Raw genomic sequence first — 16490 nt, forward strand, 5'->3', positions numbered from 1 at the left:
GACACTTTGGGAGGAGGCCGTGAACACCATGACCGAGAAGAACAAAGTCGCCCTCATCGGCGCCGGCGCCATGGGCGGGGCAATCGGCACACGGCTCATCGAGACCGGAAATCAGCTGACGGTTTTCGATCTGGATGCGGAAAAGGTGGCGGCGCTGACGAGCCTTGGCGCGCAGAGCGCGGGTACGGCGGCGGAAGCGGCTTCGGTTTCCGATGTGGTCATCCTCAGCCTCAATTCGCCGAAAATCGTTCGCATCGCCGTCTTCGGCAAGGATGGCGTCGCGGCGGGAGCGAAGCCCGACACGCTCATCATCGACATGTCCTCCATCGATCCGGAAGCGACGAAGGAACTGGCGGCCGATGCCGCGGAAAAAGGCCTGCGCTGGGTGGACAGCCCGCTTTCGGGTGGCGCGCCCAAGGCGCTCATCGGGCAATTGACACTGATGGCCGGCGGCAGCGAAACGGATGTGGCCGATGCGCATCGCGTGCTGCAGCATGTGGCCAGCAATTATACCCACATGGGACCCTGCGGCGCGGGGCAGACGACGAAACTCATCAACCAGGTCCTGTGCGGGCTGAACTTCCTTGCGGTCGCGGAAGCAACGCAGCTTGCGCTGGATGCCGGCGTCGATGCCGCCAAAATCCCGCAGGCACTGAAGGGCGGCCGCGCCGACAGCGCCATCCTGCAGGAATATATGCCGCGTTATGTGGCGAGGGATTACCGCCGCACCGGCCGCATCGACAATATGGTGAAAGACCTCAACGGCGCGCAGGATCTCGCCCGGCGCACCAACACGGCGATGCCGCTGACAGCGGTTTGCGCCGAGGTACACCGCATGCTGACGGCGGCCGGGCTGGGTGGGGAGGATCAGGCCGCGCTGATGGAATATTTCAGCGGCGCGAAACGCACTTTTCCGGACTGATTGCCCGGCAGACATAGGATGGCAGGAGCCTGTTGATACAGCCCTTGCGGGCCCTTAACGGCCATTGCGAAATTGTCCTTCAGCGAAGATGATCGGGCGAATCGGCACGGCAGCTGCCCCGATGACCGCAGACGCATGCATGCAAAGGACAATTTCCCGATGACACCCTCCACCACAGGCACGGGGATTGCCGGTCTGACCGTTTCTGGAAACGGTTTCACTGCCGAAATCGCTTACGAGGGCGCGACGCTTCTAAGCTGGCGGCCGGTCTCTGCCAATGGCGGCAAAAGTGAAAATCTTGTCGACGGATATTCGACGCCTGCCGAAATGCAGTCGCAAAACGGCGTGAGAAACGGCATTCTCGCGCCCTTCACCAATCGCATCCCGGATGGTCGGTTCAGTTTTGGCGGGCAGATGCACCGCATTGAGCCGGTGCTTGCCAATGAAGCCCCCGTCTTCCACGGATTTGCGAGAGCCCTGCCCTTCGCGCTTGCGCAGTCTTTCGAGGAAAACGGCGCTCACATTCTCGTCTTCCGCGCCGAAATAGCGCCTGTGGATTTCAAGGGTTATCCCTACCGTCTCGCCATGGAGGTGGAATATCGTTTCGCCGGCCATGAGGTCACCATCGACATACGCGGCATCAATCGCGATGACCGACCCCTGCCTTTCGCCGCCGGCTGGCATCCCTATTTCCGCCTGCCCGGCACGACGTCTATCGACGACCTTCTTCTCACGCTGCCCTCGCGAACGGCGATTGAAACAGACGAAGACCTGATCCCCCTGCGCAACCCACAGGGCGGGATGGTCAAACGGGACGACACCCGTTTTCTCCATGCGCCGCTGGCCGGCCATGTGCTCGATGTCTGCTTCACCGACCTCATCGCATCCGAAAACGGGCTTTACGAGACGAGGCTCGAAAACCAGCACGACGGTTCGAGCCTGACGGTATGGCAGGAGCGCGGGCACATGCATGTCTTCACCGGCGACACACTCGCCCGCGACAGGCGGCACTCCATCGCGCTCGAACCGGTGGAGACGCCGACCAACGCCTTCAACCAGCTGGAACTCGCGGATGCGATTGCGCTGCAACCGGGCAAGACGCGAAGCTTCCGCTTCGGCGTTCGTTTCGAGACGGCGCGCTGACCAAGGTTCGATGAGCCCTCAGATATGTGTCGTCGGCAGCGAAGACGACAGCTTCACCGTTTCCATCGAGATATAAGCGGACATGTCGTAAAGCTCGACGCGGCGCAGGATCTGTTTGTAGATCGTGTCGTAATATTCGACATTCGGCAGCACCAGTTTCAGAATATAATCGAAATTGCCGGTCAGCCGGTGAACCTCGACAATTTCCGGTATGGTGCTGACGGCGGCATGGAACCGGTCCAGCCAGTCCTCCGCATGCAGGCCGGTTCTCACCAGCAGGAAAACCGTGGTCGGCAGGTTGATCTTGCGTCGGTCCAGCAGCGCCATCGTACCCGTCACATAACCTTCCGCCCGCAACCGCGTAATGCGTCGCGAACAGGCGGACAGCGACAGCGACACTTCCTCCGCGATATCGGCGAGCGGCGTTTCTGCATTCTCCTGGAGAATCGCAAGGATTCGGCGGTCACGATCATCAATCATCGATAAAGAATGCACAGGTTAACGCAAGGGCGCAAGAAGTTTGCGATATTTTGACAAATAGCGCCTCAATTTTGCATATATGCCGCGAAATCCCTGCAAAAACGCATGCCGTTTTCGTCCCGACGATGGCATCCTTATTTTCAATCAAACTTGATAAGGGAACTCTTATGAAACGGATCGGCCTGATCGGCGGCATGAGCTGGGAATCCACCGCAACCTATTACCGCATGATCAACGAGGCCGTGCGCGACAGCCGCGGCGGACTGGTCTCGGCCGACATCGTCATGCATTCGCTCGATTTTTCCGAAGTCGTCGCCCTTCAGAAGGCCGATCGCTGGGATGAGGCAGGTGCGCTTCTGGGTGCGGCCGGCGCGCGCCTTGCCAATGCGGGCGCCGATTGCGTGCTGATCTGCACCAACACCATGCATCTGGTCGCTGACACCGTGGAGAAGATGTCCGGCGTGGCGCTGATCGATATCATCGATGAAACCGCCGCAGCCCTGAAGGCGGACGGACGCCGCAAGCCGCTGCTGCTCGCCACCCGCTATACGATGGAACACGGTTTCTACACCGACCGCATGCGCCGCCACGGCGTCGAGGTGGTCGTGCCCGATGCGGAAGACCGGGTTGCGATCCACGACATCATCTTCGGTGAACTTTGCCAGGGCGAAATCAAGTCCTGCTCGCGCGAGCGCTATCTCGCGGTCATCGAGAAGGCCCGTGCACTCGGCGTCGATTCCGTCATTCTCGGCTGCACCGAGATTTCGCTGCTGATCGATCCCGATGCCCTGCCGCTGCCGGGTTACGATTCGACCGCCATTCACGCGAAGGCCGCCGTCGGCTTCGCGCTCGGAAACAAGGCCCTGAACAGAGCCGCATGAATGTGCCGCCTCTTTGCCTATTCCGGTAAGCCGGTCTGGCTCGACAGCCTGCTGATCGAGCCGGAAGCATCGCTGGTCAGCCAGTCCATGGCCGCAAGGGAAGCGAAAACCGTCGTCAATGGCGATGGCTGCGGCCTTGGCTGGTATGGCGAACGCGGAACGCCCGGCGTTTTTCGCGATACAAGGCCCGCCTGGTCGGACGCCAATCTGGCAGCGCTTTGCCACCAGCTCCGCTCGGGCATGTTCATGGCCCATGTCCGCTCCGCCACATCAGGCGAAGTGTCCCGCGCCAATTGCCATCCCTTTGCGCATGGGCGATACCTGTTCATGCATAACGGCCAGATCGGCGGTTACGAGCAGATCAGGCGCGATATCGATTCCCTCATCCCCGACGATATCTATGCATCCCGGCGTGGCACCGGCGATAGCGAAGCCATTTTCCTGATTGCCGCCGGGCATGGCCTCGACACCGAACCGGTTCGCGCCATTTCCACCGCGCTGCGGCTTTGCCAGGAAAAGATGATGGCGGCAGGCGTCTCTTCCGCGCTGCGATTCAGCGCCGTTCTTATGGATGGCGATTGCCTGCATGCCTTCCGCTGGTCAAGCGACGACAAGCCGCCGACACTCTACTGGCGTGGGCTCGATGACGGCATCGCATTGAGTTCCGAACCCTTTTCCTTCGATTGCGCGCCATGGTGCGCCGTTCCCCCCAATACCAGGGTGACGATCCGCGCCGGCGAGATGGCGATGGAGCCTTTTCTCCTGCCGTAAACAGCGCCACTGGCGATGATCGCAGCCGGTTTTTACACCCGCGCCACCACAGGTCGGCGCGGCGGCAGCGCTGCCCTGTTTATTTTCATTGAATTTTCACAACCGCGAAGGCTAGTGTGTGATCCGATAGTTCGAAACAGATTTCAGGACCGGTGAACCATTTCAGAAGTATTGCAGCCTCTTCCCCTTTTCCGAGCGATGCCCGGCATCGCAAGGACCAAGAAAATCCGCTGAAGAACGGCGCAGACAGGGCGATCAATGCCTTCGGCGATCCTTTGGGCGCCGAGAAAAACACTTATTTTTCATTGCGCTAAGCTGTTCAATTTTCCGAAAAAATTGCTGTTGCCACGCCTCCATATCGATGCATAAACTGGCATCAGCAAAGGCAAGCCGGATCGACCTCATCAGACCCTCTCCTCCCACCAAGGTGCTGACCGACCAATGATCAATAATCTTAACGCCGCCGATCTTCCCCGTCCCGCCCCGCGCAGTTCCAACCCGGAAATCATGGCGTCGGAAATCATCGAACGCCTCACCTACCGTATCGGCAAGGATGTCAAGGTTGCCAAGCCGCATGACTGGCTGACCGCAACCATCCTCGTCGTGCGCGACCGCATCATCGACAAGTGGATGGAATCCACCCGCAAGGCCTATGCCAACAATTCCAAGCGCGTTTATTACCTGTCGCTCGAATTCCTGATCGGCCGCCTGATGCGCGACGCCATCTCCAATATCGGCCTGATGCACGAAATCCGCGATGCACTGTCCTCGCTCGGCGTCGATCTGGATGTCATTGCCGGTCTGGAGCCGGACGCCGCACTCGGCAATGGCGGCCTTGGCCGTCTCGCGGCCTGTTTCATGGAATCCATGGCGACCGTGGACATTCCCGCCTATGGCTACGGCATCCGTTACGTGCACGGCCTCTTCCGCCAGCAGATGGCGGATGGCTGGCAGGTGGAACTGCCGGAAACCTGGCTGGCGCACGGCAACCCCTGGGAATTCGAGCGCCGCGAAAGCTCCTATGAGGTCGGCTTCGGCGGCTCGGTGGAAACCATCGGCGGTTATGAAGATCCGCAGCGTTTCGTCTGGAAACCCGCCGAACGCGTCATCGCCATGGCTTACGATACGCCGGTCGTGGGCTGGCGCGGCACCCGCGTCAATACGCTTCGCCTATGGTCGGCGCAGCCGATCGACCCCATTCTGCTGGCCGCTTTCAATGCCGGCGACCATATCGGTGCATTGCGCGAAAGCAACAAGGCGGAAAGCCTGACGCGGGTTCTCTATCCTGCGGACGCGACGCCCGCCGGTCAGGAACTGCGCCTGCGGCAGGAATTCTTCTTCTCCTCCGCCTCGCTGCAGGACATTCTGCGCCGTCACCTGCAGCAGTACCCGGATTTCACCTCGCTACCCGAGAAGGTCTCGATCCAGCTCAACGACACGCATCCGGCCATTTCCATCGCTGAAATGATGCGTCTTCTGTGCGATGTGCACGGGCTGGAATTCGAGGAAGCCTGGAAGATCACGCAGGGCACCTTCTCCTATACCAACCACACACTTCTGCCGGAGGCGCTGGAAAGCTGGCCGGTGCCGCTGCTCGAGCGTCTTTTGCCAAGACATATGCAGATCGTCTATGCGATCAACGCCAACACGCTGGTCTACGCCCGCAAGGAAAAGAAGATGGCGGATCAGCAGATCCGTTCGATCTCGCTGATCGATGAAGGCGGCGAACGCCGCGTGCGCATGGGCAACCTCGCCTTTATCGGCTCGCATTCCATCAACGGCGTTTCCGCCCTTCATACAGACCTGATGAAGGAAACGGTCTTTGCCGACCTGCACAGCCTTTATCCTGACCGTATCAACAACAAGACCAATGGCATCACACCGCGCCGCTGGCTGATGCAGTGCAATCCGGGCCTCACCAGCCTGCTGCGCGAAGCAATCGGCGACGATTTCCTCGACGATGCGGAAAAGCTCACCGCGCTCGACCGTTTTGCCGACGATGCCGGTTTCCGCGAAAAATTCGCCGAGGTGAAGCGTCTGAACAAGGTGCGGCTTGCCAATACGGTGGCGCAGCGCATGGGCATCCGCGTCGATCCCTCGGCCATGTTCGACATCCAGATCAAGCGTATCCATGAATATAAGCGCCAGCTTCTGAACCTTGTTGAGACTGTCGCCCTTTACGACCAGATCCGTTCCCACCCGGAACTGGATTGGGTGCCGCGCGTTAAGTTCTTCGCAGGCAAGGCGGCGCCGAGTTATCACAACGCGAAGCTGATCATAAAGCTTGCCAACGATATTGCCCGGGTCATCAACAACGATCCGGCCGTGCGCGGGCTTCTGAAAGTGGTGTTTGTTCCGAACTATAACGTCTCACTTGCGGAAATCATGGTTCCCGCCGCTGATCTTTCCGAACAGATATCGACGGCCGGCATGGAAGCTTCCGGCACCGGCAACATGAAATTCGCACTCAACGGCGCGCTCACCATCGGCACGCTCGATGGCGCCAATGTCGAAATGCGCGATCATGTCGGCGCGGAGAATATCGTCATCTTCGGAATGACGGCGGACGAAGTGGCCAAGGCGCGCGCCGAAGGCCACAATCCCCGCGCGATCATCGAAGGATCGGCCGAGCTGTCGCAGGCGCTGTCTTCCATCGCCTCCGGCGTCTTCTCGCCGGATGACCGCTCCCGTTTCGCCGGCCTGATCGACGGTATCTACAACAGCGACTGGTTCATGGTCGCCGCCGATTTCGACGCCTATGCCAATGCACAGCGCGAAGTGGACGCGATCTGGAGCGATCCGGATAGCTGGTATGCCAAGACAGTGCGCAACACGGCGCGTATGGGCTGGTTCTCGTCCGACAGGACAATCCGCCAATATGCCACCGAGATCTGGAGAGCCTGATGAAAAAACCGCTCAATTCGGCCGAAGAGAAAAAGACTGGCGACATCACGAAGGCTGAAATCGAGGCGATCAAGAGCGGTTTGCATTCCAATCCCTTTGCCCTTCTCGGCGTTCACGAAACGCCGGAAGGGTTTTCCGCCCGCTGTTTCATTCCCGGCGCCGAGGAGGTTTCCGTCCTGACGCTGGACGGAAATTTCGTGGGCGAATTGAAGCGGATCGATCCGGACGGCTTTTTCGAAGGCCGGATCGATCTTTCGAAGCGACAGCCGGTGCGGTATCGCGCCAGCCGCGACGATGCCGAATGGGCGGTGACCGACCCCTACAGCTTCGGCCCGGTTCTCGGCCCCATGGACGATTATTTCGTCCGCGAAGGATCGCATCTGCGGCTCTTCGACAGGATGGGCGCGCATCCGCTGAAGCTCGAGGGCGTCGAGGGCTTCCACTTCGCCGTATGGGCTCCCAATGCGCGGCGCGTTTCCGTCGTCGGCGATTTCAACAATTGGGATGGCCGACGGCATGTCATGCGGTTCCGCAAGGATACCGGCATCTGGGAAATCTTCGCGCCTGACGTCTATGCCGGCTGTGCCTACAAGTTCGAAATCCTCGGCGCAAACGGCGAGCTTCTGCCGTTGAAGGCAGACCCCTATGCGCGGCGCGCCGAGTTGCGGCCGAAGAACGCCTCCGTCACCGCGCCGGAACTCACCCAGAAATGGGAAGACCAGGCTCACCGGGAACATTGGGCGCAGGTGGACCAGCGCCGCCAGCCGATCAGCATTTACGAGGTTCACGCCGGCTCCTGGCAGCGTCGCGAAGACGGCACCTTCCTAAGCTGGGACGAGCTCGCCGCGCAGCTCATTCCCTATTGCACGGATATGGGCTTCACCCACATCGAGTTCCTGCCGATCACCGAACACCCCTATGACCCGTCCTGGGGGTATCAGACCACCGGCCTTTACGCGCCGACCGCACGCTTCGGCGACCCCGAAGGTTTCGCGCGGTTCGTCAACGGCGCTCACAAGGTCGGCATCGGTATCCTCCTGGACTGGGTTCCCGCGCATTTTCCCACCGACGAACATGGACTTCGCTGGTTCGACGGCACGGCGCTCTATGAGCACGCCGATCCTCGTCAGGGTTTCCATCCCGACTGGAACACGGCGATCTATAATTTCGGCCGCGTCGAGGTCATGTCCTACCTCATCAACAATGCGCTTTACTGGGCCGAGAAATTCCATCTCGATGGCCTGCGCGTCGATGCAGTCGCCTCGATGCTCTACCTGGACTACTCCCGCAAGGAGGGCGAGTGGATACCCAACGAATATGGTGGGCGCGAAAATCTCGAATCCGTGCGCTTCCTGCAGAAGATGAATTCCCTCGTTTATGGTACCCATCCGGGCGTCATGACGATTGCCGAGGAATCCACCTCGTGGCCGAAAGTGTCGCAGCCGGTACATGAGGGCGGCCTTGGTTTCGGTTTCAAGTGGAATATGGGCTTCATGCACGACACGCTGAGTTATTTCTCGCGGGAGCCGGTGCATCGCAAGTTCCATCATCAGGAACTGACCTTCGGCCTGCTTTACGCCTTCACCGAAAATTTCGTGCTGCCGCTGTCCCACGACGAGGTTGTCCACGGCAAGGGATCGCTGATCGCCAAAATGTCCGGCGATGACTGGCAGAAATTCGCCAATCTTCGCTCCTATTACGGCTTCATGTGGGGTTATCCCGGCAAGAAGCTGCTGTTCATGGGGCAGGAGTTCGCACAGTGGAGCGAATGGAGCGAAAAGGGCTCGCTCGACTGGAACCTGCGCCAATATCCGATGCATGAGGGCATGCGCCGCCTCGTGCGCGATCTCAACCTCACCTATCGATCCAAAGCCGCCCTGCACGCCCGCGATTGCGAACCCGAGGGCTTCCGCTGGCTTGTGGTCGATGATCACGAGAATTCCGTCTTCGCCTGGCTGCGCACGGCACCCGGCGAAAAGCCGGTCGCAGTCATCTGCAACCTCACCCCGGTCTATCGGGAAAACTATTATGTGCCGCTGCCCCAGGCGGGGCGGTGGAGGGAGATTCTCAACACCGACGCCGAAATTTATGGCGGCAGCGGCAAGGGAAATGGCGGACGCGTTCAGGCGGTCGATGCCGGCGGCGATATCGGGGCGATGCTCGTCCTGCCGCCGCTCGCCACGATCATGCTCGAGCCGGAAAACTGACAGACACAGAGGGAGGACACCATGTCGGAAAAAAGAGTTCAGCCTTTGGCGCGTGATGCAATGGCCTATGTCCTCGCAGGCGGAAGAGGAAGCCGCCTGAAGGAACTGACGGACCGCCGGGCAAAACCCGCCGTCTATTTCGGCGGCAAGGCGCGCATCATCGATTTCGCGCTCTCCAACGCGCTTAATTCCGGCATTCGCCGCATCGGCGTTGCCACGCAATACAAGGCGCATTCCCTCATTCGGCACCTGCAGCGCGGCTGGGACTTCTTCCGCCCTGAACGTAATGAGAGCTTCGACATCCTGCCCGCCTCCCAGCGCGTTTCCGAAACGCAATGGTATGAAGGTACGGCAGACGCGGTTTACCAGAACATCGACATTATCGAGCCCTATGGGCCGGAATATATGGTCATCCTCGCCGGCGACCATATCTATAAAATGGACTACGAATACATGCTTCAGCAGCATGTCGATTCCGGTGCGGATGTGACGATCGGCTGCCTTGAAGTGCCGCGTATGGAAGCAACGGGCTTCGGCGTCATGCATGTGAATGAAAAAGACGAGATCATCGATTTCATCGAAAAGCCGGCCGATCCGCCCGGCATTCCCGGCAATGAGGGTTTTGCGCTTGCCTCAATGGGCATCTACGTCTTCCACACGAAATTCCTGATGGAAGCGTTGCGCCGCGACGCCGCAGACCCCACCTCCAGCCGCGACTTCGGCAAGGACATCATTCCCTATATCGTAGAGCACGGCAAAGCCGTCGCCCACCGCTTCGCAGACTCGTGCGTACGTTCGGATTTCGAGCATGGCCCCTACTGGCGGGACGTCGGCACCATCGACGCCTACTGGCAGGCCAATATCGACCTGACGGATGTGGTGCCCGACCTCGATATCTACGACAAATCCTGGCCGATCTGGACCTATGCGGAAATCACACCGCCGGCGAAATTCGTGCATGACGATGAGAACCGCCGCGGTTCCGCCGTGTCTTCGGTTGTTTCCGGTGACTGCATCATTTCGGGTTCGTCGCTCAACCGCAGCCTTCTGTTCACAGGCGTGCGCGCCAATTCATACTCACGCCTTGAGAATGCCGTAGTACTGCCGAGTGTGAAGATCGGGCGTCATGCCCAGCTCAGCAATGTCGTCATCGACCATGGCGTGGTCATTCCGGAGGGACTGATTGTAGGAGAAGACCCAGAACTGGATGCCAAACGTTTCCGCCGTACCGAAAACGGCATCTGCCTTATCACCCAATCGATGATCGACAAGCTGGACCTGTAGCGCCGATGAATGTCCTTTCGGTTTCATCCGAAATCTACCCCCTGATAAAGACCGGAGGGCTCGCCGACGTTGTCGGCGCGCTTCCCATCGCGCTGGATGCGCTTGGAATCAAGACGCGGACGTTAATCCCCGGATATCCGGCGGTGAAAGCCGCTGTAACCGATCCCGTCAAATGTTTCGAATTTGCTGATCTGCTCGGTGAAAAAGCCGATGTGCTGGAAGTGCGGCATGAGGGACTCGACCTCCTCATTCTCGATGCGCCCGCCTATTACGAGCGCTCGGGCGGCCCCTATCTCGACCAGACCGGCAAGGATTATCCTGACAATTGGAGGCGCTTTGCGGCGCTGTCGCTGGCGGCGGCCCGCATTGCGGCCGGCGCTTTTCCTGGCTGGCGGCCGGATCTTGTGCATGCTCACGACTGGCAGGCAGCGCTTTCGCCGGTCTATATGCGTTATGCTGAAACGCCTGAAATTCCGAGCCTTCTCACCATCCATAACATCGCCTTCCAGGGCCAGTTCGGGGCCAATATCTTCAGCAAGCTTGGTCTGCCCGCCCATGCTTTCGGCATGGAAGGTGTGGAATATTATAATGATGTGAGTTTCCTGAAGGGTGGCCTGCAAACGGCGACGGCGCTCAGCACCGTCAGCCCGTCCTATGCCGAGGAAATCCTCACCGCGGAATTCGGCATGGGCCTGCACGGCGTCATCGGCAGCCGCGCCCATGTGCTGCACGGCATCGTCAACGGCATCGACGCCGATGTCTGGAACCCGGCAACGGATCATCTGATCCACGACAATTATTCAGCCGCCAACCTCAAGAACCGCGCACTGAACAAGAAGGCCGTCGCCGAACATTTCCGCATCGACGATGATGACAGCCCGCTTTTCTGCATCATCTCCCGCCTCACCTGGCAGAAGGGCATCGACCTCATGGCGGAAGCCGTGGACGAGATCGTTGCCCTCGGTGGCCGCCTCGTGGTGCTTGGCGCGGGCGAAGTGGCGCTGGAAGGCGCGCTTCTGGCGGCCGCGTCCCGCCACCATGGCCGCGTCGGCGTTGCCGTCGGTTACAACGAGCCGCTGTCGCATCTGATGCAGGCGGGCTGCGATGCGATCATCATTCCCTCGCGTTTCGAACCCTGCGGGCTTACCCAGCTTTACGCGCTGCGTTATGGCTGCATTCCGGTCGTCGCCCGCACCGGCGGCCTTGCCGACACGGTGATCGACGCCAACCACGCCGCCATCGCCAATAAATCGGCGACCGGCGTGCAATTTTCACCCGTCACGCTCGATGGTCTGAAACAGGCGATCCGCCGGACCGTCCGTTATTACCACGACCCGAAACTATGGACACAAATGCAGAAACTCGGAATGAAATCCGATGTTTCCTGGGAAAAAAGCGCCGGTCTTTACGCCGCGCTTTACAGCCAGCTTATTTCGAAAGGCCATTGAAACAATGATCAAGACTGTTCAGACGAAGCCCTATCAGGACCAGAAGCCGGGCACATCCGGCCTGCGCAAGAAGGTGCCAGTCTTCGCCCAGGAAAATTACGCCGAGAATTTCATCCAGTCGATCTTCGACGCGCTTGAGGGCTTTCAGGGCCAGACGCTGGTGATCGGCGGCGATGGCCGCTATTACAATCGCGAAGTCATCCAGAAGGCGATCAAGATGGCCGCCGCCGCCGGTTTCGGCAAGGTATTGGTCGGTCAGGGCGGCATTCTCTCGACGCCTGCCGCCTCCAACGTCATCCGCAAATACAAGGCCTTCGGCGGCATCGTGCTTTCCGCCAGCCACAATCCCGGCGGCCCGAACGAAGACTTCGGCATCAAATACAATATCGGCAATGGCGGCCCCGCACCGGAAAAGATCACCGATGCGATCTATGCCCGCTCGAAGGTCATCGACAGCTATAAAATCTCCGACGCCGCCGATATCGATCTCGACAAGGTGGGCAGCTTCAAGATGGACGACCTGACGGTCGAGGTGATCGATCCGGTTGCCGATTACGCCGCCCTGATGGAAGAGCTGTTCGATTTCGCCGCCATCCGTGCGCTGATCGCCGGCGGTTTCAAGGTCGTGGTCGATTCCATGAGCGCCGTTACCGGCCCCTATGCCGTGGAGATCATCGAAAAGCGCCTCGGCGCGCCGAAGGGCTCCGTCCGCAACGCAACGCCGCTGCCGGATTTCGGCGGCCATCATCCAGACCCGAACCTTGTCCACGCCAAGGAGCTTTATGACGACGTCATGAGCCCGGAAGGCCCCGATTTCGGCGCGGCCTCCGATGGCGACGGCGACCGCAACATGGTGGTCGGCAAGGGCATGTTCGTCACCCCGTCGGACAGCCTCGCCATCATCGCGGCCAATGCCAGACTGGCCCCCGGTTATGCCGCCGGCATTTCCGGCATTGCCCGTTCGATGCCGACGAGTGCGGCAGCGGACCGTGTGGCCGAAAAGCTTGGCCTTGGCATGTATGAAACGCCGACCGGCTGGAAATTCTTCGGCAATCTCATGGATGCCGGCAAGGTGACGATCTGCGGCGAAGAAAGCTTCGGCACAGGCTCCAACCATGTGCGCGAAAAGGACGGCCTGTGGGCCGTGCTTTACTGGCTGAACATTGTCGCCGCGCGCAAGGAAAGCGTGAAGGACATCGTCACAAAGCACTGGGCCGAATATGGCCGCAACTATTATTCCCGCCATGACTATGAGGAAGTGGATTCGGACGCCGCCAACACGCTGGTCGCCACCCTGCGCGAAAAACTCGCCACGCTTCCCGGCACCAGTTATGGCAATCTGAAGGTCGCGGCGGCGGATGATTTTGCCTATCACGATCCGGTCGACCAGTCGGTCAGCAAAAATCAGGGCATCCGCATCCTGTTCGAAGGCGGTTCGCGCATCGTGCTGCGCCTTTCCGGCACGGGTACTGCGGGCGCCACGCTTCGCCTCTATGTCGAGCGTTACGAGCCGGATGCGGCGCGTCACGGCATCGAAACGCAGGAGGCGCTCGCCGACCTGATTTCCGTTGCCGATACGATCGCCGGCATCAAGGCCCATACCGGCCGTAGCGAGCCGAGCGTTATTACCTGAGGGTTTTGTTCAGTTGCATCCGCCGTTGCTGGAGAGGCGCAGAATCGAAAAGACGGGAGGCGGCCACAAGGCCGTCTGAGAGTAGTAACAGACCTCTCGCCAAATTCGACGTCATCCTCGGCCTTGTGCCGAGGATCTGCCAACGTATCGTCCAATCAATGCGTAGCAGATGCTCGGGACAGGCCCGAGCATGACGGAGGAGAGGTTTTGGGTTCGCCATCGATCACAGGCGGACGTATACCGCCTTCCATTACCGGCCACCTTCTACCCTTACGAAGAAGAAACAACTATCCCCCGGAGAGACAGACCATGCAGACACCTTCCGTTTTCCCCAAAGGTGCAATCCACACGGAAAACGGAACGGAATTCACGGTCTATTCCCGGCACGCCTCCCAGATCGATCTCTGCCTTTTCGATACCAAGGGCGAAAAAGAAACGGCCCGTTTGCCGATGACGCGCGGTGAAGATGACGTTCACCGGTTGACCGTCTCCGACGCCGGCCCTAGCACGCGATACGGCTTTCGCGCTCACGGCATTTACGCTCCTGAACACGGCCTCTGGTTCGATCCTGCAAAGCTGCTGCTCGACCCCTATGCCACAGAGATCGACCGCCCCTTCCGGCACGACCCCGCACTTTACGCCTTTGGTTCGGAGACCGGCGGGATCATGCCGAAGGCGATCCTTTCGCAGCATGAGCCGGTCCGGCGTCAACCGCCGCTTTTTGCCGAAGGCGGGCTGATTTACGAACTCGCCGTCAAATCCTTCACCCGGCTGCATCCTGAAGTGCCGGAAGAGATCAGGGGCACCGTTGCCGCACTTGCCCATCCCGCCATTGTCGCGCACCTGAAAAAGATCGGCGTCGATGCGGTGGAATTGATGCCGATCACCGCCTGGATCGATGAGCGCCACCTGCCGCCGCTCGGCCTTTCCAACGCCTGGGGTTATAATCCCGTCGGCTTCATGGCGCTCGATCCGCGCCTCTGCCCCGGCGGCGTGCGGGAATTGCGGGATACGGTTGCGGCGCTGCATGCGGAGGGCATCGGCGTCATTCTCGATCTGGTCTTCAACCATACCGGCGAAAGCGATATCGAAGGTTCGATCCTGTCGTTGCGCGGGCTCGATAACCTCACCGCCTTTCGCCATCCGCCGGGAAAACCGGGCGTGCTGGTCAACGATACCGGCACCGGCAACACGGTTGCCTGCGATCATCCCTATATTCGCCAGCTCATCATCGATTCCCTCCGGCATTTCGTTCTGAATGCCGGGGTGGACGGCTTCCGTTTCGACCTCGCGCCCGTGCTCGGGCGAACGGCCAATGGCTTCGACATGGCGAGCGAAACGCTCGCGGCCATGCATTCGGACCCCTTGCTTTACGACCGCCTGCTGATCGCCGAACCATGGGATATCGGACCCGGCGGATATCAGCTCGGCAATTTCCCCGAAAGCTTTCTGGAGTGGAACGACCGCGCCCGCGACGATGTGCGCCGCTTCTGGCGCGGCGACGCCCGCACCACCGGGGCGCTGGCAGATGCGCTTTCCGGGTCTTCGCCGATCTTTTCCCGCCATGGCCGCTTGAACAGCCGCAGCGTCAACTTTCTCGCCGCCCATGACGGCTTCACCCTGTTCGATCTCGTCAGCCACGAACACAAGCACAATGAGAAAAACGGCGAGAACAATCGCGACGGCCACAATGAAAACCACTCCTGGAACAATGGTTTCGAAGGCCCGACGGATGACCCTGCCATTGTCGCCGCCCGCATTGCGGATGTGAAGGCGCTGCTTTCCACCCTGTTCGTCAGCCGCGGCGTCTTGATGCTGACCGCCGGCGATGAGGGCGGCCGCAGCCAGCATGGCAACAACAACGCCTATTGTCAGGACAATGACATCACCTGGGTCGACTGGTCTTCGCTTGTCCCCGAACTGATCGATCACACGGCATTTCTCGCAGCGCTTCGCAAACGCTTCAGCGTCTTTTCCGAGACCGGCTTCTTTTCCGGCAGCGGCGATGTGACATGGCTTGCCCCGGGCGGGGAACCCATGGCGGTTACGGACTGGGAAAGCCCGAATGGACCCGCCTTCGCCATGGTGCTTTCAACGTCGGACCGCGAAACGGGCGACGAGGTCGAGCTTGCGGTTCTCATCAATCGCGGTCGCGAGGTCGTTCCTTTCACGCTGCCCGGCGATGGGTGGTATGCGATCGGCACGGATTTCGGCAATCCCGCCTTCCTGCCCGCCCGTTCCGTGGTGTTTTATCTGCGCAGTTGATCCCTTCGCGTCGCCAGCCGTATAAGTCCCTGGAAACAATGCGGACGAGGTAACATGACAAAAGAAATTGCGCTGGCGGAGATGAAAAATCTGGTCGGCACGGAAATGGGCGTCTCCGACTGGATCACCGTCGATCAGGCGATGATTGACGCCTTCGGAAAGGCGACGCTGGACGAACAGTTCATCCACACCGACCCGGAACGCGCCAAAGCGGAAAGCCCCTTTGGCGGCACCATCGCGCATGGATTCCTGACGCTGTCTCTGCTTTCGGCGCTGAATTACGATGCCCTGCCCCGCATTCGCGAACAGACCATGGGCATCAATTACGGCTTCGATGCCGTTCGTTTCGTTACGCCGGTCAAAAGCAGTGCGCGGGTGCGCGGCCGCTTCACACTGGCGGAGGCGCGTTTTCGCGGCGCGGCCATGTTGATGACGACCTATGACGTGACGGTGGAAATCGAAAACGAGAAAAAGCCGGCACTTACCGCCCGTTGGACCACCATCAGCCAGTTCAACCCGGAGGACAGGCCGGAAGACGCCTGAAACCGCCGC

General features: G+C 60.0%; 12 protein-coding genes. 11 read left to right on the forward strand and 1 reads right to left on the reverse strand.

All coding sequences use genetic code 11. From position 1 onward, the window contains the following. Positions 1-28 precede the first annotated feature (28 nt). Entirely contained in the window at positions 29-922 is an 894-nt protein-coding gene (locus ACQZ5G_RS16605) for an NAD(P)-dependent oxidoreductase (protein WP_448738454.1), read from the forward strand. Positions 923-1081: 159 nt separating this feature from the next. Further along, a complete protein-coding gene (locus ACQZ5G_RS16610) occupies positions 1082-2065 on the forward strand; it encodes an aldose epimerase family protein (RefSeq protein WP_448738321.1) in 984 nt (327 codons plus the stop codon). 18 nt (positions 2066-2083) lie between these two features. Here the strand turns inward: ACQZ5G_RS16610 and ACQZ5G_RS16615 are convergent, their stop codons facing one another. Next, positions 2084-2545, reverse strand: a complete 462-nt coding sequence (locus ACQZ5G_RS16615) for an Lrp/AsnC family transcriptional regulator (protein WP_003522155.1) — start codon at positions 2543-2545, stop codon at positions 2084-2086. Between the two features lie 167 nt (positions 2546-2712). Here ACQZ5G_RS16615 and ACQZ5G_RS16620 point away from each other — a divergent pair, with 167 nt between their 5' ends. From ACQZ5G_RS16620 to ACQZ5G_RS16660, 9 genes are all read left to right on the forward strand, one after another. Continuing rightward, the gene (locus ACQZ5G_RS16620) at positions 2713-3426 is read left to right on the forward strand and encodes an aspartate/glutamate racemase family protein (RefSeq protein ID WP_080819962.1); all 714 of its coding nucleotides are present in this window, start codon (positions 2713-2715) and stop codon (positions 3424-3426) included. Next, the gene (locus ACQZ5G_RS16625; RefSeq protein ID WP_035263410.1) at positions 3427-4197 is read left to right on the forward strand and encodes a class II glutamine amidotransferase; all 771 of its coding nucleotides are present in this window, start codon (positions 3427-3429) and stop codon (positions 4195-4197) included. A gap of 441 nt (positions 4198-4638) precedes the next feature. Continuing rightward, a complete protein-coding gene (locus ACQZ5G_RS16630) occupies positions 4639-7101 on the forward strand; it encodes a glycogen/starch/alpha-glucan phosphorylase (protein WP_003522152.1) in 2463 nt (820 codons plus the stop codon). After that, entirely contained in the window at positions 7101-9308 is a 2208-nt protein-coding gene (gene glgB / locus ACQZ5G_RS16635) for a 1,4-alpha-glucan branching protein GlgB (protein WP_448738322.1), read from the forward strand. The genes ACQZ5G_RS16630 and glgB overlap by 1 nt, the downstream gene beginning before the upstream one ends. 21 nt (positions 9309-9329) lie before the next feature. Then, the gene (glgC, locus tag ACQZ5G_RS16640; RefSeq protein WP_448738323.1) at positions 9330-10592 is read left to right on the forward strand and encodes a glucose-1-phosphate adenylyltransferase; all 1263 of its coding nucleotides are present in this window, start codon (positions 9330-9332) and stop codon (positions 10590-10592) included. Positions 10593-10597: 5 nt separating this feature from the next. Further along, entirely contained in the window at positions 10598-12040 is a 1443-nt protein-coding gene (glgA, locus tag ACQZ5G_RS16645) for a glycogen synthase GlgA (protein WP_448738324.1), read from the forward strand. A 4-nt stretch (positions 12041-12044) separates the two neighbouring features. Further along, positions 12045-13673: an alpha-D-glucose phosphate-specific phosphoglucomutase gene (locus ACQZ5G_RS16650; RefSeq protein WP_448738325.1), complete on the forward strand. Its 1629-nt coding sequence runs from the start codon at positions 12045-12047 to the stop codon at positions 13671-13673. A 309-nt stretch (positions 13674-13982) separates the two neighbouring features. Continuing rightward, the gene (glgX, locus tag ACQZ5G_RS16655) at positions 13983-15938 is read left to right on the forward strand and encodes a glycogen debranching protein GlgX (protein ID WP_448738326.1); all 1956 of its coding nucleotides are present in this window, start codon (positions 13983-13985) and stop codon (positions 15936-15938) included. A gap of 54 nt (positions 15939-15992) precedes the next feature. Further along, the gene (locus tag ACQZ5G_RS16660; RefSeq protein ID WP_448738327.1) at positions 15993-16481 is read left to right on the forward strand and encodes a MaoC family dehydratase; all 489 of its coding nucleotides are present in this window, start codon (positions 15993-15995) and stop codon (positions 16479-16481) included. Positions 16482-16490: the final 9 nt, after the last annotated feature.

Source organism: Agrobacterium sp. 22-214-1, from assembly GCF_053522465.1.

Excerpts from the sequence above, each read along its gene's own strand:
- ACQZ5G_RS16605 (WP_448738454.1), top strand. The coding sequence starts at position 29 with ATGACCGAGAAGAACAAAGTCGCCCTCATCGGCGCCGGCGCCATGGGC.
- ACQZ5G_RS16610 (WP_448738321.1), top strand. The coding sequence starts at position 1,082 with ATGACACCCTCCACCACAGGCACGGGGATTGCCGGTCTGACCGTTTCT.
- ACQZ5G_RS16615 (WP_003522155.1), bottom strand. The coding sequence starts at position 2,545 with ATGATTGATGATCGTGACCGCCGAATCCTTGCGATTCTCCAGGAGAAT.
- ACQZ5G_RS16620 (WP_080819962.1), top strand. The coding sequence starts at position 2,713 with ATGAAACGGATCGGCCTGATCGGCGGCATGAGCTGGGAATCCACCGCA.
- ACQZ5G_RS16625 (WP_035263410.1), top strand. The coding sequence starts at position 3,427 with ATGTGCCGCCTCTTTGCCTATTCCGGTAAGCCGGTCTGGCTCGACAGC.
- ACQZ5G_RS16630 (WP_003522152.1), top strand. The coding sequence starts at position 4,639 with ATGATCAATAATCTTAACGCCGCCGATCTTCCCCGTCCCGCCCCGCGC.
- glgB (WP_448738322.1), top strand. The coding sequence starts at position 7,101 with ATGAAAAAACCGCTCAATTCGGCCGAAGAGAAAAAGACTGGCGACATC.
- glgC (WP_448738323.1), top strand. The coding sequence starts at position 9,330 with ATGTCGGAAAAAAGAGTTCAGCCTTTGGCGCGTGATGCAATGGCCTAT.
- glgA (WP_448738324.1), top strand. The coding sequence starts at position 10,598 with ATGAATGTCCTTTCGGTTTCATCCGAAATCTACCCCCTGATAAAGACC.
- ACQZ5G_RS16650 (WP_448738325.1), top strand. The coding sequence starts at position 12,045 with ATGATCAAGACTGTTCAGACGAAGCCCTATCAGGACCAGAAGCCGGGC.
- glgX (WP_448738326.1), top strand. The coding sequence starts at position 13,983 with ATGCAGACACCTTCCGTTTTCCCCAAAGGTGCAATCCACACGGAAAAC.
- ACQZ5G_RS16660 (WP_448738327.1), top strand. The coding sequence starts at position 15,993 with ATGACAAAAGAAATTGCGCTGGCGGAGATGAAAAATCTGGTCGGCACG.